Raw genomic sequence first — 19,215 nt, forward strand, 5'->3', positions numbered from 1 at the left:
GAAAGGAAGTGCCGCATAAGTGAATTTTAAGCAATATTCACCAGAAGAGCTAAAAGAATGTTCAATGATTGAAGTTGTACATAGCGTTTTAGGGGATAAAAGACAAGCAACGACATTCAACGAGTTGGTTCGAGAAATCGCTCAAGTGCTGGGACTATCTCAAGAGCAAGTTAATGCGAAACTCGCACAATTTTATACAGATTTAAACATCGATGGACGTTTCATTAATTTAGGAGAAAATCGTTGGGGACTACGTAGCTGGTACCCATATGAGCAAATTGATGAAGAAATCTTACCTCAGCCAAAACCGAAGAAGAAACGTAAAGTTGAAGAGGACGGTTTTGACGACTACATCGAAGAAGATGAAGACTTCGAAGATGCAGACGCAAATGAAGAAGAAGAGGTAGAAGATTTGGACAAGGTTCTTGAAGAAGAAGACGGAGATGACGATGATCTTGATGATTTAGATGAAGATGATGAAGATGACTTCGCCGAAGAAGAACTTGAGTACGATGAAACTGAAGAAGAAGAAGAGGAAGAACTGTAGTTCTTGACTTTTCATTATCGTCCATGTAGAATCATTTTTGGGCTCTTTAAAAAAGGACGATAATACTTTTAAAGTGTAAATATAAAAGAAAATTGCTCCCTACTTATTACTTTATGTGATGAGGGGAGCAATTTTCTTTTTTGTTTTTTGTTTAGAAAATAAAAAGAGTCTAACAATAAGATGGATACAGTGTTATCTACATACGTTGCGCTTTGCAACGGTGATTATATAACAGCAAAATAGGAGGGAGCTTTTTCATGACTAAGTATATTTTTGTAACAGGCGGTGTAGTATCGTCTTTAGGAAAAGGTATTACAGCAGCATCTCTTGGAAGACTTTTAAAAAATCGTGGTTTAAACGTAACTATTCAAAAGTTTGATCCATACATTAACGTAGACCCAGGGACTATGAGCCCATACCAACACGGTGAGGTATTCGTAACAGATGATGGTGCAGAAACTGATTTGGACCTTGGTCACTATGAACGTTTCATCGACATCAACTTAAACAAATACAGCAACGTAACAACAGGTAAAATTTACTCTTCAGTTCTTCAAAAAGAGCGTCGTGGTGAATACCTAGGAGGAACAGTTCAAGTTATTCCGCACATTACTAACGAAATTAAAGAGCGTGTATACCGTTCTGGTCGCGAAACAAACGCGGACGTTGTTATTACAGAAATTGGTGGAACTGTTGGTGACATCGAGTCTCTACCATTCTTAGAAGCAATCCGTCAAATTAAGAGCGACATTGGTCGTGACAATGTAATGTACATTCACTGTACGTTAATCCCGTACTTAAAAGCAGCGGGTGAAATGAAAACAAAACCAACGCAACATAGCGTTAAAGAGCTTCGCAGCTTAGGTATTCAACCAAATATTATCGTTGTTCGTACAGAATTGCCTGTTTCTCAAGATATGAAAGACAAGCTTGCATTATTCTGTGACATTGATACAAAAGCAGTTATCGAAGCACGCGATGCAGATACTTTATATGCGGTTCCATTATCTCTTCAAGAGCAAAATATGGACCAAATCGTTTGCGATCACTTGAAATTAGACAATCCAGCTGCAGATATGACAGAGTGGACTGCGCTAGTTAATAAAGTACGTAACCTTTCTAAGAAAACAAAAATCGCTCTTGTTGGTAAATACGTAGAGCTTCAAGATGCATACATTTCTGTTGTAGAAGCACTTCGTCATGCGGGTTATTCATTCGACACAGATGTAGAAGTGAAATGGGTAAACGCTGAGCACGTAACACCAGAGAACGTACAAGAATTAGTTGGTGACACAGATGGTATCCTTGTACCTGGTGGATTCGGCGATCGTGGTGTAGAAGGTAAAATCGTTGCAATTCAATATGCTCGTGAAAACAAAGTTCCATTCTTAGGAATTTGCCTAGGTATGCAACTTGCATCAATCGAATTCGCACGTAACGTATTAGGATTAGAAGGAGCTAACTCTTCTGAAATTAATCCTGACACACCTTATGCAATCATTGACTTATTACCAGAACAAAAAGATGTAGAAGACTTAGGTGGCACACTTCGTCTTGGTCTATACCCATGTAAGCTTGCTGAAGAAACAAATGCTTACAATGCTTACAACGAGCCGGTTGTATATGAGCGTCATCGTCATCGTTATGAGTTCAACAATCAATTCCGTCCGGATATGGAAAAAGCAGGATTTGTATTCTCTGGTACAAGCCCAGACGGTCGTCTAGTTGAAATCATTGAATTAAAAGACCACCCTTGGTTCGTGGCAGCACAGTTCCATCCAGAACTTGTATCTCGTCCAAACCGTCCACAACCATTGTTCCATGACTTCGTAAGTGCTTCTATTACGAATAAAGAGAGCAAGTAAAAAAAAAGCGCCTGAAATAGGGCGCTTTTTTTAATATTCATTTAACATTTCATCGATTGTAAATTTGATCCCATGATATGCAAATAAAGCTATCATTAAACTTGGGAATCCGTAGCGATTGCCTTCATCGTCTGGAATAAGGCCTTTTAACAGCTTAGTATCAATATGTACATCTGTATATTGTTCTAGTGATTCAGTACCTTCTTGAATAGCAGAGATGCCGACAATAGAGTGTCCATCAGCTTGAAGTTTTTTTGCCATTGCTACAACTTCTTCATCTGTTGAAAAACGGCTAATAAGAAGTACACGGTCTGCAGAAGTTACTTCTACTTCTTTACCATTTTTAAATAATCGTTTTGCTTGCTTCATTGGCTCAGCACCGAATAATGCTTCAGCAACAACGCCCTCCATTTCATTTGTACCATGTAAATAAATGAAACCGTCGCCAACTAATGCTTGAGCAAGTAGACGGGCGCTATCTTCTATATTCATTTCTTCTTTTTGAGAAACTCTGGAGAAATAACCACTTAATTGAGTTGAAAAAATTTTTAACATAATGTTACTCCCTTTCGTACGTGTTTACCGGCTTTCATTATAGTTTATTTTTTTAGAAAGGTGAAATCGAAGGGTAGCATAACAAAATAGGAAACGGTAAAATAAGAAAGAATAGGAAGGGATTTGCCAAAGAATAGCGAAAATTAATCGTTAAGATATAAGAAGCTTTAAATCTTGTATTTACACAGAAAGGTTGGGAGTTATGGAAGGTAAAATTTTAATCGTTGATGATCAATATGGCATTCGTGTGTTATTACATGAAGTGTTCCAAAAAGAAGGTTATCAGACATTCCAAGCAGCGAATGGATTTCAAGCTTTAGATATCGTGAAAAAAGATAATCCAGATTTAGTAGTGTTAGATATGAAAATTCCAGGTATGGATGGTATAGAGATTTTAAAACATGTAAAGGAAATTGATGAGAGTATTAAAGTAATTTTAATGACTGCTTATGGAGAGCTTGATATGATCCAAGAAGCGAAAGATTTAGGAGCTTTAATGCACTTTGCTAAACCGTTTGATATTGATGAGATTCGTCAAGCGGTGAGAGAACAGCTTGCTGTAGAGGCGTAAAAAATGAATTTTTTATAAAAAATATGGAAAAAAGCGTTTACATGGACTATTGAGCAGGTGAATACGGTTGAGTTTTTGAGTACAAGTTGTTATCCTATTGAGTGTAGAAAAAAGTCCGGTATGTAAATATACATATTTTACCTTATTCTGGTCATACTACCAGCGATAAGAACTTATCGGATACAAAAAACGTTTTTTAGGAGGATTCACCATGCCTTTAGTTTCTATGAAAGAAATGCTAAACACAGCACTAGAAGGAAAATACGCAGTTGGTCAATTCAACATGAACAACTTAGAGTGGACTCAAGCTATCTTAGCTGCTGCGGAAGAAGAAAAGTCTCCTGTAATCCTAGGTGTATCTGAGGGTGCAGCTCGTCATATGACTGGTTTCAAAACAGTTGTAGCTATGGTTAAAGCTTTAATCGAAGAAATGAACATCACTGTTCCTGTAGCGATTCACCTTGACCATGGTTCAAGCTTCGAAAAATGTAAAGAAGCAATCGATGCAGGTTTCACATCTGTAATGATCGACGCTTCTCACCACCCATTCGAAGAAAACGTTGAAACTACTAAAAAAGTAGTAGAATACGCACACGCTCGTAACGTATCTGTTGAAGCTGAGCTTGGAACAGTTGGCGGACAAGAAGACGACATCATCGCTGAAGGCGTAATTTACGCTGATCCAGCAGAGTGTAAGCACCTTGTTGAAGCAACAGGTATCGATTGCCTAGCTCCAGCTTTAGGTTCTGTACACGGTCCTTACAAAGGTGAGCCTAACTTAGGATTCGCTGAAATGGAACAAGTTCGTGACTTCACTGGCGTACCTTTAGTATTACACGGTGGTACTGGTATCCCAACTGCTGATATCGTAAAAGCTATTTCTTTAGGTACTTCAAAAATTAACGTAAACACTGAGAACCAAATTGAGTTTACAAAAGCTGTTCGTGAAGCATTAAGCAAAGACCAAGAAGTTTACGATCCTCGTAAATATATTGGACCTGGCCGCGACGCTATTAAAGCAACTGTTGCTGGTAAAATGCGTGAATTCGGTTCTAACGGTAAAGCGTAAGAATAAAATTCCGTTTTGGAAACCGTCTAGTCTTTTAGACGGTTTCCTTTCGTTGTATAATGAAAGCGTGAACAAGTCTAAAGATTTTTATCATTTTGTTTTTGAAATAGAAAATAATGTGCATAGTCCTATTAATAAATGTGATAATGTATCTAAATTGATAAAGTAAATTCGATGAATAGTTAATCTTTATCTATTCGTACTACGGGAGAAATGAAGATAATGGTTTCCTATTTATTGAGTTTTAGGGTGGAAAGAGTAATTGAGATTCTTAAGGGGAGCTTTCTATAAAAATATAGAAAGTAAATACATTCACAAGAAGGGAGCTCAATATGGAAAAATTGCTAATTGAAGGCGGAAGAGCTTTAAATGGAACAATTCGAGTGAGTGGTGCAAAGAACAGCGCCGTTGCACTAATTCCAGCGACAATTTTAGCAGATACTCCAGTAACTATTGGTGGTGTCCCTAATATTTCGGACGTGAAAATGTTAGGAGACTTGCTAGAGGAAATTGGGGGAAGAGTAACTTATGGACAGGAGGAAGAGATGGTAGTCGATCCTTCTAACATGGTTGCAATGCCTTTACCGAATGGAAAAGTGAAAAAATTGCGTGCTTCTTATTATTTAATGGGTGCGATGCTTGGCCGTTTTAAAAAAGCTGTTATTGGGCTTCCAGGTGGATGTCATTTAGGACCGAGGCCGATTGATCAGCATATTAAAGGGTTTGAAGCATTAGGTGCACATGTTACGAATGAACAGGGTGCGATTTATTTAAGAGCAGATGAATTGCGCGGTGCACGTATTTATTTAGATGTTGTTAGTGTAGGAGCTACGATTAATATTATGCTAGCAGCTGTGCGAGCGAAAGGTAGAACTGTTATTGAAAACGCAGCGAAAGAACCAGAGATTATTGATGTAGCTACATTGTTAACAAGCATGGGTGCACGCATTAAAGGTGCTGGCACAGATGTAATCCGAATTGATGGTGTGGATTCACTGCACGGTTGTCACCATACGATCATTCCGGATCGTATTGAAGCGGGTACGTATATGATTTTAGGAGCTGCATCAGGAGGAGAAGTAACGGTTGATAATGTGATTCCTCAGCATTTAGAGTCAGTTACAGCGAAGTTAAGAGAAGCTGGTGTCCAAGTTGAAACGAACGATGACCAAATTACAGTGAACGGTAATAGAAGGTTAAAAGTAGTTGATATAAAAACGCTTGTATATCCAGGATTCCCAACAGATTTACAACAACCATTTACGACGCTTTTAACAAAGGCGCACGGAACGGGTGTTGTAACGGATACGATTTACGGCGCACGCTTTAAACACATCGATGAATTACGTCGTATGAATGCACAAATTAAAGTGGAAGGTCGTTCGGCAATTGTAACTGGTCCTGTTTTATTGCAAGGTGCAAAAGTGAAAGCGAGTGATTTGCGAGCTGGAGCGGCTCTTGTTATTGCAGGGCTAATGGCGGATGGAATTACAGAAGTAACCGGACTTGAGCATATTGATCGAGGTTATGAAAATATAGTAGACAAGCTTAAAGGTCTTGGCGCAAACATTTGGCGAGAACAAATGACAAGCCAAGAAATTGAAGAGATGAAGAACGCATAAGTGATACTTCCGCAAGGGGGAAGCGAAGCATCACTACTTGCGGAAGTATACTTTGTAGAGAAACACGGTTCACAAAATACGGCAGAAATATAAAGACTTAAAGGAGAGGGATTATCGTGGAAAGAAGTTTATCTATGGAGTTAGTACGTGTAACAGAGGCTGCAGCATTATCATCAGCGCGTTGGATGGGGCGCGGGAAAAAGGATGAGGCAGACGGTGCAGCAACATCAGCTATGCGTGATGTATTTGATACAATCCCGATGAAGGGTACAGTTGTAATTGGTGAAGGTGAGATGGACGAAGCACCAATGCTGTATATCGGAGAGAAATTAGGTACAGGATATGGACCGCGTGTAGACGTTGCAGTTGATCCTTTAGAAGGGACAAACATCGTAGCAGCTGGTGGATGGAATGCTCTTGCTGTTATTGCAATTGCAGATCATGGTAATTTGTTACATGCTCCTGACATGTACATGGATAAAATCGCGGTTGGCCCAGAAGCGGTTGGGGCGGTCGATATTGATGCGCCTATTATCGATAACTTACGTGCGGTTGCGAAAGCGAAAAATAAAGATATTGAAGATGTTGTAGCGACAGTTTTAAACCGTCCACGTCATCAAGCGATTATCGAAGAAATTCGTAAAGCTGGTGCTCGTATTAAATTAATTAACGATGGAGATGTAGCTGGAGCAATTAACACTGCATTCGATCGCACAGGTGTAGATATTTTATTCGGATCTGGTGGAGCACCTGAGGGTGTATTAGCAGCAGTTGCATTAAAATGTTTAGGTGGAGAAATCCACGGAAAGCTTCTGCCTCAAAATGAAGCTGAATTAGCTCGTTGTAAAAAAATGGGTATTGAAGATATAAATCGTATCCTTCGCATGGAAGACTTAGTAAAAGGTGACGATGCAATCTTTGCGGCAACAGGCGTAACAGACGGAGAACTATTACGCGGCGTTCAATTTAAAGGTAGCGTAGGAACAACACAATCCCTTGTTATGCGTGCAAAATCAGGCACAGTACGCTTCGTAGACGGACGTCATAGCTTGAATAAAAAACCAAACTTGGTTATTAAATAAAAAGTGGAAGCGGCTCGTTCAGAATCGCAGGGCATTGTAGCTCCTGACCATTCTAGCTACTGGAACTAGGTTAAATAAAAGCGAAGACAAATTTTCTTGTCTTCGCTTCTTGTATTTGTGTTTCAACGTATTGATTAAAACTAGATAAAAGGGTTACAATAGTGAATATTACCCTACTTGAACTTATTGCCTTTCATTATTAATTATTTGCCTTCCGTATTTTTTCCCTTTACCCATGTGAAAAGAGAATAACGTTAAAGTGTGGTGTCTGAATGAATTTGTCAATTGCAGCATTAGAAAACATGAAATTAAAAGAGTTATACGAGCTTGCGAAAGAATTTAAGATTTCGTATTATAGCAAATTAACGAAAAAAGAGTTAATCTTCGCTATCCTAAAAGCTCGAGCAGAAAAAGAAGGTTTCTTCTTCATGGAAGGCGTATTAGAAATTATTCAATCAGAAGGATTTGGATTCCTACGTCCTATCAACTATTCTCCAAGCTCAGAAGATATTTATATCTCAGCTTCGCAAATTCGTCGTTTCGATTTACGTAATGGAGACAAGGTTTCTGGTAAAGTACGACCTCCGAAAGAAAATGAACGCTATTTTGGATTATTACAAGTTGAAGCTGTAAACGGAGATGATCCAGAGTCAGCAAAAGAGCGTGTGCATTTCCCTGCATTAACACCATTATACCCAGATCGCCAAATGAAATTGGAAACGGAACCGAAAAAGTTACCGACACGCATCATGGATTTAATCGCACCAGTTGGATTTGGACAACGTGGTTTAATTGTCGCGCCTCCAAAGGCTGGTAAAACAAGTCTATTAAAAGAAATCGCACACAGTGTTACAACAAATCACCCGGAAGCTGAATTAATTGTACTTTTAATTGATGAGCGTCCAGAAGAAGTAACAGACATCGAACGTTCTGTTAAAGGAGATGTTGTAAGCTCTACTTTTGATGAAGTGCCAGAAAATCATATTAAAGTAGCGGAACTTGTGTTAGAACGTGCAATGCGTCTTGTAGAGCACAAAAAAGATGTTATCATTTTAATGGATAGTATTACCCGTTTAGCGCGAGCTTACAACCTTGTTATTCCGCCAAGTGGTAGAACATTATCGGGTGGTATCGACCCAGCTGCCTTCCATAGACCGAAGCGTTTCTTTGGAGCTGCACGTAATATTGAAGAAGGCGGTAGCTTAACGATTTTAGCAACAGCGCTTGTTGATACAGGATCTCGTATGGACGATGTAATTTACGAAGAATTTAAAGGAACTGGAAATATGGAACTTCACTTAGATCGTTCATTAGCTGAGCGTCGTATCTTCCCGGCAATTGATATTCGCCGTTCTGGTACACGTAAAGAAGATCTATTAATTCCGAAAGAGCATTTAGACAAGCTATGGGGTATTCGTAAAACAATGCGTGATACACCAGACTTTGTCGAAGGTTTCTTACGTAAACTTCGTCAAACAAAGACAAATGAAGAATTTTTACAAAACATTGTTGCAGACTCAAAAAGATATGTAACAACTAAGTAAAGGGAAACGATTGGGACTCGCTTATTTTGTGGTAAGCGAGTTTTTTATGTTTTTTAAGGGAATATTAGAGAGTGTAATATATGGGAAAAATTTTATTTTTTGAGATGAAAATTATATTTGGGTCGAGAGTTTGAAGTGTCCTGGATTCTAAACGAGCCGCTTGCGCTTTTAAATTTTAAAAAGACAAAAACAGGTAGTTGCAAAATGGAGTTAGCCTTGTTATAATTTCATCATATGTGTTTCATCAATATAGTTGTGTAAGCAGCTGAAGATGAAAAACTCTGTTTCGAAAATGATTCAGGGCGGAAGGAGATGAAAAGAATGAAAGCAGGAATCCATCCAAATTACAATAAAGTTGTATTTATGGACACGAACACAGGCTTCAAATTCTTAAGCGGGTCTACTAAAGGCTCTAGCGAAACTGTTGAGTGGGAAGATGGTAACACTTATCCATTACTAAAAATTGAGATCAGTTCTGATTCTCACCCATTCTACACTGGACGTCAGAAGTTTGCTACTGCAGACGGACGTGTTGACCGCTTCAATAAGAAATACGGTATCAAGTAATAAAGAACATAAAACAGGCAAGTGTATGTATTCGCTTGTCTGTTTTTTTTGCAAAAATATTAAACCTTTACCCTACTTTGGATTAGGAAAGTAGATGAAAGGAGAGCTCAATGTACTTAATGAATCAAAATGGTTGGATTGAAGTGATTTGCGGGAGTATGTTTTCTGGAAAATCAGAAGAGCTCATCCGCCGTATACGCCGTACGCAATTTGCGAAACAACATGCGATTGTATTTAAACCATGTATTGATAATCGTTATAGTGAAGAAGATGTTGTATCACATAATGGATTAAAGGTTAAAGCAGTTCCTGTTTCAGCTTCAAAAGATATATTTAACCATGTAACAGAAGAAATGGATGTTATTGCAATCGATGAGGTACAATTTTTTGATGGGGACATTGTGGAAGTGGTGCAAGTATTGGCAAATCGTGGCTATCGTGTCATTGTAGCTGGATTAGACCAAGATTTCCGTGGTCTACCATTTGGACAAGTTCCTCAGCTGATGGCGATTGCTGAACATGTAACTAAGTTGCAGGCAGTTTGTTCTGCATGCGGATCTCCTGCAAGTCGTACGCAACGTTTAATCGATGGAGAACCAGCGGCATTTGATGATCCAATTATTTTAGTTGGGGCTTCAGAATCGTATGAACCACGTTGTCGTCATTGTCATGCAGTACCTACAAAACAAAGATAAATGAAACTCGCTATGTAGAGCGGGTTTTTTTCGAAAATAAATGAAGATTGTTGGACGGCTCTTCGTACAGCTAAGAACTTTAGCAGTCAGAGCTGAGCAAGCCGCTTACGCTTTTAAATATTATCTAGCTCCAGCGGCTAGAATGTTCGGTGGTTTCGCTTCTTCCTGCGAGGCAAAGAGCGCCTCTCTGTCAGAAGCTCCACCCTCCTCCCATTCTGAGCAAGCCGCTTACGGTTTTAAATATTATCTAGCTTCAGCGGCTAGAATCTCCGGTCATTTCACTCTCTCGCTCGAAGCAAAGAGCGCTTCAAGGTCGAGAGTTCCAATGTCCTGCGATTCTGAGCGAGCCGCTTACGCTTTTAAATATAATTTGCGTTTTTTTGATTAAGTACCATATACTATTTGTATTAGATACTAGGATGTAGAGGTGAATGGTGTGTTAGATCGTTTGCAAGCTGTAGAAGATCGTTATGAGAAGTTAAATGAATTGTTAAGTGACCCAGAGGTTATTAGCGATACGAATAAGCTTCGTGAGTATTCAAAGGAACAATCTGATATGCAGGAAACGGTAGAGGTGTACCGTGAGTATAAAGATGTTCGTGAGCAATTAAGAGATGCAAAAGCAATGTTAGAAGATAAGTTAGACGCTGATATGCGTGACATGGTAAAAGAAGAGGTTTCTGAATTAGAAGGACAAGATAAAGAGTTGTCAGAGCGTCTGAAAATTTTACTTGTTCCAAAAGACCCTAATGATGATAAAAACGTTATCGTTGAGGTTCGTGGTGCTGCTGGTGGTGACGAGGCGGCTTTATTTGCTGGTGATTTATATCGTATGTATAGCCGTTATGCTGAGGTACAAGGTTGGAAAACTGAAATTATCGAAGCGAGCTATACAGAGTTAGGTGGATATAAAGAGATTATCTTTATGATTAACGGTAAAGGTGCTTTCGCGAAGCTAAAATTCGAGAATGGTGCTCACCGTGTACAACGTGTTCCTGAAACGGAATCTGGTGGACGTATTCATACATCTACAGCAACTGTAGCTGTATTACCAGAGGCAGAAGAAGTAGAAATTAGTATTCATGAAAAAGATGTTCGTGTTGATACGTTTGCTTCTAGTGGTCCTGGTGGACAAAGTGTTAATACAACGATGTCAGCGGTACGTTTAACGCATTTACCGACTGGTGTAGTTGTATCGTGTCAGGATGAGAAATCACAAATCAAGAATAAAGAAAAAGCGATGAAAGTATTACGCGCACGTGTTTATGATAAGTTTAGACAAGAAGCGCAAGCTGAGTATGATCAAAACCGTAAACAAGCTGTTGGTACGGGTGATCGTTCAGAGCGTATTCGTACGTATAATTTCCCGCAAAACCGTGTTACAGACCATCGAATCGGTTTAACGATTCAAAAGCTAGATCAAATCTTACAAGGTAAGTTAGATGATTTCATCAATGCCTTAGTGATGGAAGATCAGGCTCAAAAGATGGAGGCAGCTGAGTAATGCGTGTCTATGAAGCCCTGAAATGGGCTTCTTCTTTTTTACAGGAAAATGGACGAGATGAAAATGCGGGAGAATTTGTCCTTTGTCATGTATTAAAGACGAACAGAACCGGAATGCTCATGAATATGCGTGAAGAAATAACTGTGGAACAAGAAACAAGTTTTACGGAGTTTATTCACAAGCATGTAGAAGGTATTCCTATTCAATATATGATTGGTTATGAAATGTTTTATGGACGGTCGTTCTTTGTGAATGAAGAAGTATTAATACCAAGACCGGAAACAGAAGAGCTTATAGTGGGAGTGTTAGAAAGAATCGAGCGTCATTTCGGTGATGAGAAACTGCATGTGGCGGACATCGGTACAGGTAGTGGAGCGATTTCTATTACGCTTGCTTTAGAAAATAAAAATCTTCATGTGTATACGGTAGATATTGCACAAGAGTCGATTGAAGTTGCAAAAGAAAATGCAAAAACTTTGGGCGCTGAAGTAACATTCTATCATGGTGATTTATTGTCACCATTTTATAAAACAGGTCAAAAGTTAGATGTTGTTGTTTCAAACCCCCCATATATACCGGAAGAGGATTGGCGTGGCCTTTCTCCTGTGGTGAAAGAGCATGAGCCAAAGAGAGCACTTGTTGGCGGTGAAGACGGATTAGATTTCTATCGCCGTTTTATGGAAGAGTTGCCGAATGTGTTGCAGAAGAAAGCAATTGTGGCATTTGAAATTGGAGTAGGGCAAGGTGAGGATGTAAAAGGGTTGTTACAACAAGCTTTTCCACATGCTCATGTTGAGGTTGTTTTTGATATTAATGGAAAAGATCGTATGGTATTTGCAGAGATGGAGTAAGGTTCACACCTTACTTTATTTTTTTGTGGAAAAATTTATATAGATTTTGAATTTAATAGTTTAGAAAGATGAAAGTCTGTCCACACTGTTTGTAGAAGGGACGGTGGAGGAAATGAAAAAACAAGTTATTGCTTATCTTCTTCTATTATTAATTGGTGCACAGTTGCTTGTGCAGTTTGGATATATGAAAGCTGATGCGAAAGGGCCTTCAGTTATTCCGAAAGAGGCCGTTCGATTACGAATTTTAGCAAATAGTGATTCAGATAAAGATCAGGCGTTAAAGCGCAAAGTGCGTGATGAAGTAAAAGCACAAATTGATGGATGGGTAGCGGATTTAACTTCTTTTGAAGAGGCACGTAAAGTCATTCAAAGTCATATTCCAGAAATCGAAAAAACAGTGGCAAATACGTTGAAAAAAGAAGGAAGTAAAGATTCATTTCAAGTGAAATTTAGTAAGAATGTAAAGTTTCCTACAAAGGTATATGGGAATTTTATTTATCCAGCAGGGGAATATGAGGCGGTATTGATTACAATTGGGGAAGGTGAAGGGGCAAACTGGTGGTGTGTATTATTTCCACCGATGTGTTTCTTAGATTTTTCAAGTGGTACAGCTGTAAGGAAGGAAGAACATGTTGTGAAGGCTGAATCTCCTGAAGAGGGGGAAGTTAAGGAGCAAGATGAGGAAGTAGTGGATGTACCAGAGAAGAAAGAGGGTAAAGTGAAAGAAACGAAAGTTGTAAAGCAGGAAGTCACAAAAAAAGTAACAGCTTCTGAAAAGAAAATAGTAAAAAATGAAACGAAAGTAGAAGAACAACCTGTAAGTAAAGAAGAAACAAAAACTGTGGACAAAGTGGGGAAACCTGTGGAACAAAAGCAAGAAAAACAAAATGAGTATGTAAAAGTAGAGGAGGAAGAAGAAAAGCCAGAAGTTAAGTTATTTGTTGTAGAAGCTTTTACATCTTTATTCTCTAAATAGTACTATTAGTAGGTACCTTCTCATATATAAAAAAGAGGAGGGATTTACTATGAAGAAAGTATATTTTGCTACGAAAGCAGATGTGGAAAGATTGCATTCTTTTTTCGGACAAGCTAATAAAAAAGATGATAAAATAAATGAGTTGTACGCGCAATTTATGATTTTGGAAGAGGCGGAAGAAATACGGGCTGTTATCGGATATGAACAAAGTGAAGAACACGCACTGATTCGTTCTTGTTTATTCACACCTAATGTGGATAAACAGACTTTCTTATATTTTTTTGAAATGTTTTTGCAGTATATGAAAGAAAAGAATATTCGACAATTGTACTTACTAACAAATCATCCACAATCTATAACAATCTTTCAGTTTTTTGACTTTGTTACTATAGAGAAAGAAAACGTACCAGAGGGAATTCGACAGTTAGAACATTTTTGTAAAAATATAAAAGAGCCAAATGCAATAATACTAAATTGTCAGCTATTCACAAAGTTATCCACGGATTAATTAGGTTTATCCACATTTTGTGGATAAACCTTGTTTGTCTTTTGGATAAATCTCATAGTAAACTAAAAATAGACAAGTATTTCAGGGTAGAAAAGGACGTGGGAAAAAATGCATACAAATATGTGGGTTGTGGATAATGTTGTGGAAAGAAAAAAATATTATCCACAGTTACAAGAAGCAGCAAAATTATTAAGGGAAAACGAGGCGATTGCCTTCCCTACAGAAACGGTATATGGACTAGGCGCAAACGCGATGAATGATGAAGCAATCGCGAAAATTTTTGAAGCGAAAGGAAGACCGAGTGATAATCCACTTATTGTCCACATCGGTACAAAATCACAGTTAGATGGGATTGTGAAAGAAATCCCGCCAGTTGCAGAGAAGTTAATGGAGCATTTTTGGCCAGGCCCGTTAACAATTATTTTACCTAGAAAAGAAGGCATTTCAGAGAAGGTGACGGCAGGACTTAATACGGTTGGAGTAAGAATGCCTGATCATCCAGTAGCGCTTGCTCTTATTGAAGAGGCAAATGTACCTGTTGCAGCACCGAGTGCGAATCGTTCTGGGCGCCCAAGTCCGACACTAGCTTCTCACGTATATGAAGATTTAAATGAGAAAATTGCAGGTATTGTAGATGGTGGTGCAACAGGAGTAGGTGTTGAATCGACTGTAATTGATTGTACGAGCGCTGTTCCAACGATATTACGCCCAGGTGGGATTACGAAAGAACAATTGGAAGCGGTAATCGGTACTGTTTCTTTAGATCCGGCTTTAAAGGACGAGAAGGAAAAACCGAAATCACCTGGAATGAAATATACACATTATGCACCGAAAGCGCCACTGAGTATTGTGGAAGGTTCACGTGAATTTATTCAACGCCTTGTGGATGAGAAGAAAGAAGAAGGGTTCAAAGTAGGTGTATTAACGACAGAAGAGTATCAGCATGTATATAGTGCGGAGGTTGTATTATCTTGTGGTGTTCGAAGTGATTTAGCTAGCGTTGCGACTAAATTATATGATGTTCTTAGAACGTTTGATGCAAGTGAAGTGGATGTTATTTTTAGTGAATCATTCCCGAATGAAGGAATAGGGAATGCCATTATGAATCGCTTAACGAAGGCGGCAGGACATCAGGTTATTACTGAATCATAAGGTACGATTAGCAAACCGAATATTTCTCCTCGGATAAGCATATTTTGAAGTAGCACGTCCGAGGAGGGACATGAATGACGTTTGAACAGCTAATACCTTTAACAATTATGGCATTCGCCCTAGGGATGGATGCGTTCTCGGTGAGCCTTGGTATGGGAATGATGACCTTAAAAGTAAGACAAATCCTGTATATCGGTATGACGATAGGGATATTTCATATTATCATGCCATTTATAGGGATGGTATTAGGTCGTTTTTTATCAGAGCAGTATGGAGATGTTGCACATTTTGCAGGTGCTATTTTATTAATTGGACTAGGATTTTATATTGTATATTCATCTATTTTGGAGAATGAAGAGACTAGAACGGCCCCTATTGGAATTAGTTTATTCGTATTTGCATTTGGTGTTAGTATAGATAGTTTTTCAGTAGGCCTTAGTCTGGGTATTTACGGGGCGCAGACACTTATTACGATATTACTTTTTGGATTTGTTAGTATGTTATTAGCGTGGCTTGGTTTATTAATTGGTAGGCATGCGAAAGATATGCTCGGCACATATGGCGAGATAGTAGGCGGTATCATTTTAGTTGGATTTGGATTATATCTCCTTTTTCCTATATAATTTTAAGGAGGAGGGCGTTATGAACAAGCTATTGGAATGGTATATTCGATTTGTAACTTTCTTTCCTAGATGGTTGCGACTGCTTGTTATTTGGGGTATTATTTTGCAAATTTCAATTTTAGGTTGGATGAAGTTAATTCGCGAATGGTAAGATAGCTCCTTTCTGTGCATAGTTTTATTTATACTATACTGATTGCGCTAAAAAATTACACATATAGAAAGGATGAGATGAATGACGAGATTGAAACAAGTTTTTGGTATTATTATTAGTTTTTTTGTTTTTTGGTTTAGTATGCTCGGTGTACAAATGTTTGCTGAGTTTTTAGATATTGAGTCATTGAAGTTTGTTGCGGGAAAAACGGAGGCGGCGCGTGCCTTTTATTCTCCGTATCCGTTTATAATCGTTTTTCTTATTACATTGCTTTCCCTATATTTCTTAGTAATTAAGCTTGGGAAACCGAAAAAAGAAAAAGTACCTACTTTAGAGGAAAAAAAGGAAGAATTACAATGATAAAATCCCCTGCTAAAAGACAGGGGATTTTATGTTTGAGTGATGGAAGTAATTGAGTTATATTTGCTTTAAAATATATCCAGCTCCAGCGGCTAGAATGGTCGGTGGCTTCGCGTCTTCCTACGAGGCAAAAAGCGCCTCTACGTCAGAAGCTCCATCCTCCTCCCATTCTGGGCGAGCCGCTTCCGCTTTTAAACAGGCCTCACCAATTCAAATTGTTCTCCTAGTTTCGCGTAGTTGTGTCCTGCTAGGCGGCTTACTGGTTTTAGTCCTTCTGCATGAATGCGGCCGTTTTCGTATAGGTGTTCTGCGACGTGGAAACGAACGACGCGCCCGATTAGTAGATCGCAAGCTGGTGAGTCTTCTGTTCCGCCAAGAGGGATTGCGCGTTCTAGTACGCACTCCATTCGGATATTTGCTTCTTTTACACCTGGTACGGAGATGACATCACTTTCAATTGGTGTTAGTTTTGCTAGTTCAATTTCGCTCTCATTTGGCGGGAGGTTAGCCGCTGTTTCGTTAATTGCTTCTACGTAAGATTCATCAGAAATATGTACGACAAACTCACCTTTTTCAATTGCGTTTCGGGAAGTGTCTTTCGGTGTTCCTGCTTTTCGTTGTACAGAAACTGAGATAAGTGGTGGATTAGCAGCGACAATATTGAAATAGCTATACGGTGCTCCGTTTAATACGCCGTCTTTTGTTACAGAAGTAACGAATGCGACAGGGCGTGGAATGATACTTCCCGTTAATAATTTGTAATTCTCTTTTTCTGTTTGTTCGTTTGGATTAATGGATAACATGATTGAAATCCCCTTTCTAAATATGACGACTTATTGTTTGTTTACAAGATGTTAGTGGGAAACTCCTGCTGAAAATAATATTTTTATTACATGAAAAGAACTTACTTCAATCACAATGAAGTAAGTTCTGTCTAAATAATCTCGAATTCAAGATAAAAATTATAATAAAACGTATGCGCCAGGTCCGATTAAAGCTACACCAATCGCAACAGCGATTAACATTAAATTGTATTCATATCCGTTTTGTGTTACCCAGTAACCATTTTTTCCGTGAACAGTGAAGATTGCCATTAACATTGTTCCAACGATAAATAGTGAACCAATTGCAGTGAAAATACCTGATGCGAATAAGAAGCCACCTAATAATTCAGTTGCGCCAGCCATAAATGCCATGAATACACCAGGGCGTAAACCGATTGACTCCATCCAGCCGCCTGTTCCTTTTAAACCGTAACCGCCGAACCAACCAAATAATTTCTGAGCACCATGACCCATGAATGTAATACCTATAATAAGACGAATAATAAGAAGACCGATATCCATCATTTCAAAAACCCCCTAAAAGTTATTAACTTATCTTGTGTAAGTAATAATAAAATAGTTACTTACTTTAGTCAAGTGGATTTCGAAAAAAGTTTGAAATTAATTTTACAAATTAGCGACAAAAAGCAAAATGTAGTGAAGACCTCTAGACAAGTTGGATAAAAAAAGAGAAAATATAAGTAGAAGTTAACTTCTTGTTGTTATTCAGACAATCAGAATTGACTGGAATTTTGCAAAGAGCTACAATAAGAGTCTATTAGTAATGACGTAATTTATTTCGAAAGCGTTTTTACAGTATAATATTCGAAGTATGAAGTCTTACATGTATCCCGAGTTTTACTAGGGATTGCCCTATAAACTTTTAGGTAAATTATGAGGAGGACTATCCTATGTTTAAAAAATTATTCGGTTTTGGTTCAAAAACAAATGAAGAAACAATCGTAGCTCCATTAACTGGAGCAGTGAAAAATATTGAAGAAGTACCAGATCCAGTATTCGCTGGTCGTATGATGGGTGAAGGTGTTGCAATCGATCCTACTGAAGGCGTAGTTGTATCTCCAGTTGATGGTGAAATCGTACAATTATTCCACACGAAACATGCGATTGGAATTAAAGCGAAAAACGGTACAGAAATTTTAATCCACGTTGGATTAGAAACTGTAAAAATGGAAGGCGAAGGTTTCGAAGCTCACGTTTCTGAAGGCCAAGCTGTAAAAGCTGGAGATAAATTAATCTCATTCGACTTAGAATTAATCCGTGAAAAAGCGAAAAGCACAATTACTCCAATCGTTATTACAAACACAGATGCAGCTGAGTCTATTAAGACAACTGTAGGCGTAACAGCTACAAAAGGTTCAACAGAAGTAATGAAAGTTACAATGAAATAATTATTGTATAAGAGGAGTCCGTTTCATATGAAATGGATTCCTTATTTTGTTTTGTAGTACGCTTGCTATGTATGTTAAAATACTCTAGGCACTTGGAAATAGGGTTTCACATATATGTGGATAAGGCGCATTTTTCTTAGAAAAAATATAAGAGAAATGTGCCTTTCGTATATTCACATTTCTTTTGTTCTATTCTTATGTACGTTATGATGAAAGATAGGAAAAAGAAGAAAAGGGGTGGGTTTGGATGAAACGAGTGTTATTTATTTGCACTGGAAATACATGCCGTAGCCCGATGGCGGAGGCGTTACTTCGTCATCATGGAGAAGGTAAGTTTGAAGTGCAATCTGCTGGTGTTTTCGCCTATCCTGGAAGTGATGCGTCGATATATGCAAAGGAAGCTTTAGCTGAAAAGGGAATTACAATCGATCATGCTTCGCAGCAGATAAATGAAGCTTTGATTGATTGGGCAGATATTGTAGTAACAATGACGGAAAACCATAAGCAAATTGTACTTGGGCATTATCCGAGGGTTGAAAAGAAAGTGGATACATTATATGGAGTAACTGAGGGGATAAGTAAGGATATTTCAGATCCATTTGGCGGGTCACTTTCTATTTATAAAGAAACGTTAGAAGAGATGGAAAAACTTGTACAAACTTTACTGAAAAAACATTCAGAAGGTTGATGTTTCGTGTATAATACGATATTGGAGATCACTTCGTTCCATTAAGGTAAAG

The 19,215-nt window shown here is 38.4% G+C and carries 22 protein-coding genes; 19 read left to right on the forward strand and 3 right to left on the reverse strand.

Annotated features, from left to right (window positions below):
- Positions 1–19 precede the first annotated feature (19 nt).
- Complete coding sequence (rpoE, locus tag AC3WTA_RS19895; RefSeq protein WP_001009785.1) at positions 20–547, forward strand: DNA-directed RNA polymerase subunit delta; 528 nt, start codon at positions 20–22, stop codon at positions 545–547.
- A 257-nt stretch (positions 548–804) separates the two neighbouring features.
- Positions 805–2,412: a CTP synthase gene (pyrG, locus tag AC3WTA_RS19900; protein ID WP_000170450.1), complete on the forward strand. Its 1,608-nt coding sequence runs from the start codon at positions 805–807 to the stop codon at positions 2,410–2,412.
- 30 nt (positions 2,413–2,442) lie between these two features.
- On the opposite strand, the gene AC3WTA_RS19905 is transcribed toward pyrG, so the two are convergent.
- A complete protein-coding gene (locus AC3WTA_RS19905) occupies positions 2,443–2,967 on the reverse strand; it encodes a DUF2529 domain-containing protein (RefSeq protein ID WP_000912407.1) in 525 nt (174 codons plus the stop codon).
- 202 nt (positions 2,968–3,169) lie between these two features.
- Between AC3WTA_RS19905 and spo0F the strand changes: the two genes are divergently transcribed.
- The 15 genes from spo0F (at position 3,170) to AC3WTA_RS19980 (ending at position 16,242) form a co-directional block, all read left to right on the forward strand.
- Complete coding sequence (spo0F, locus tag AC3WTA_RS19910) at positions 3,170–3,538, forward strand: sporulation initiation phosphotransferase Spo0F (RefSeq protein WP_000398593.1); 369 nt, start codon at positions 3,170–3,172, stop codon at positions 3,536–3,538.
- 211 nt (positions 3,539–3,749) lie between these two features.
- Positions 3,750–4,607, forward strand: a complete 858-nt coding sequence (locus tag AC3WTA_RS19915; RefSeq protein WP_001131858.1) for a class II fructose-bisphosphate aldolase — start codon at positions 3,750–3,752, stop codon at positions 4,605–4,607.
- A 332-nt stretch (positions 4,608–4,939) separates the two neighbouring features.
- A complete protein-coding gene (gene murA, locus AC3WTA_RS19920) occupies positions 4,940–6,229 on the forward strand; it encodes a UDP-N-acetylglucosamine 1-carboxyvinyltransferase (protein WP_000413265.1) in 1,290 nt (429 codons plus the stop codon).
- A 116-nt stretch (positions 6,230–6,345) separates the two neighbouring features.
- A complete protein-coding gene (glpX, locus tag AC3WTA_RS19925) occupies positions 6,346–7,311 on the forward strand; it encodes a class II fructose-bisphosphatase (RefSeq protein ID WP_000442336.1) in 966 nt (321 codons plus the stop codon).
- A gap of 272 nt (positions 7,312–7,583) precedes the next feature.
- Entirely contained in the window at positions 7,584–8,855 is a 1,272-nt protein-coding gene (gene rho / locus AC3WTA_RS19930) for a transcription termination factor Rho (RefSeq protein WP_001053898.1), read from the forward strand.
- 321 nt (positions 8,856–9,176) lie between these two features.
- Positions 9,177–9,422: a type B 50S ribosomal protein L31 gene (locus AC3WTA_RS19935; protein ID WP_000643447.1), complete on the forward strand. Its 246-nt coding sequence runs from the start codon at positions 9,177–9,179 to the stop codon at positions 9,420–9,422.
- Positions 9,423–9,532: 110 nt separating this feature from the next.
- Positions 9,533–10,117: a thymidine kinase gene (locus AC3WTA_RS19940; protein WP_000281086.1), complete on the forward strand. Its 585-nt coding sequence runs from the start codon at positions 9,533–9,535 to the stop codon at positions 10,115–10,117.
- A 436-nt stretch (positions 10,118–10,553) separates the two neighbouring features.
- Positions 10,554–11,621 carry a peptide chain release factor 1 gene (gene prfA, locus AC3WTA_RS19945; RefSeq protein WP_002096180.1) on the forward strand — a complete coding sequence of 356 codons (1,068 nt, stop codon included), beginning with the start codon at positions 10,554–10,556 and terminating at the stop codon, positions 11,619–11,621.
- The gene (prmC, locus tag AC3WTA_RS19950) at positions 11,621–12,472 is read left to right on the forward strand and encodes a peptide chain release factor N(5)-glutamine methyltransferase (RefSeq protein WP_001267020.1); all 852 of its coding nucleotides are present in this window, start codon (positions 11,621–11,623) and stop codon (positions 12,470–12,472) included. The genes prfA and prmC overlap by 1 nt, the downstream gene beginning before the upstream one ends.
- A 112-nt stretch (positions 12,473–12,584) precedes the next feature.
- The gene (gene spoIIR / locus AC3WTA_RS19955; protein WP_002203757.1) at positions 12,585–13,448 is read left to right on the forward strand and encodes a stage II sporulation protein R; all 864 of its coding nucleotides are present in this window, start codon (positions 12,585–12,587) and stop codon (positions 13,446–13,448) included.
- Positions 13,449–13,497: 49 nt separating this feature from the next.
- Positions 13,498–13,956 (forward strand): GNAT family N-acetyltransferase, encoded by a 459-nt coding sequence (locus AC3WTA_RS19960; RefSeq protein WP_000758431.1) that lies wholly within the window; start codon positions 13,498–13,500, stop codon positions 13,954–13,956.
- A 108-nt stretch (positions 13,957–14,064) separates the two neighbouring features.
- Positions 14,065–15,108 carry an L-threonylcarbamoyladenylate synthase gene (locus tag AC3WTA_RS19965; protein ID WP_000557341.1) on the forward strand — a complete coding sequence of 348 codons (1,044 nt, stop codon included), beginning with the start codon at positions 14,065–14,067 and terminating at the stop codon, positions 15,106–15,108.
- Positions 15,109–15,182: 74 nt separating this feature from the next.
- Positions 15,183–15,731 carry a manganese efflux pump MntP gene (locus tag AC3WTA_RS19970; protein ID WP_000142487.1) on the forward strand — a complete coding sequence of 183 codons (549 nt, stop codon included), beginning with the start codon at positions 15,183–15,185 and terminating at the stop codon, positions 15,729–15,731.
- 19 nt (positions 15,732–15,750) lie between these two features.
- Positions 15,751–15,882, forward strand: coding sequence for a hypothetical protein (locus AC3WTA_RS19975; protein WP_001037631.1), 132 nt, complete (start codon positions 15,751–15,753; stop codon positions 15,880–15,882).
- 81 nt (positions 15,883–15,963) lie between these two features.
- Positions 15,964–16,242 carry a DUF3935 domain-containing protein gene (locus tag AC3WTA_RS19980; RefSeq protein WP_000197467.1) on the forward strand — a complete coding sequence of 93 codons (279 nt, stop codon included), beginning with the start codon at positions 15,964–15,966 and terminating at the stop codon, positions 16,240–16,242.
- Positions 16,243–16,433: 191 nt separating this feature from the next.
- On the opposite strand, the gene AC3WTA_RS19985 is transcribed toward AC3WTA_RS19980, so the two are convergent.
- Positions 16,434–17,045 (reverse strand): flavin reductase family protein, encoded by a 612-nt coding sequence (locus tag AC3WTA_RS19985; RefSeq protein WP_000949076.1) that lies wholly within the window; start codon positions 17,043–17,045, stop codon positions 16,434–16,436.
- Positions 17,046–17,204: 159 nt separating this feature from the next.
- On the reverse strand, positions 17,205–17,591 hold the full coding sequence (locus AC3WTA_RS19990) for a DoxX family protein (protein WP_000968694.1): 387 nt from the start codon (positions 17,589–17,591) through the stop codon (positions 17,205–17,207).
- Positions 17,592–17,977: 386 nt separating this feature from the next.
- Between AC3WTA_RS19990 and AC3WTA_RS19995 the strand changes: the two genes are divergently transcribed.
- Together AC3WTA_RS19995 and AC3WTA_RS20000 are read left to right on the forward strand one after the other, a co-directional pair.
- Positions 17,978–18,475 (forward strand): PTS sugar transporter subunit IIA, encoded by a 498-nt coding sequence (locus tag AC3WTA_RS19995; RefSeq protein WP_000473647.1) that lies wholly within the window; start codon positions 17,978–17,980, stop codon positions 18,473–18,475.
- A gap of 247 nt (positions 18,476–18,722) precedes the next feature.
- The gene (locus AC3WTA_RS20000; RefSeq protein ID WP_000832348.1) at positions 18,723–19,163 is read left to right on the forward strand and encodes a low molecular weight protein arginine phosphatase; all 441 of its coding nucleotides are present in this window, start codon (positions 18,723–18,725) and stop codon (positions 19,161–19,163) included.
- The last annotated feature ends 52 nt before the right edge of the window (positions 19,164–19,215 follow it).

This window comes from Bacillus sp. EB106-07-01-XG149 (assembly GCF_058791555.1).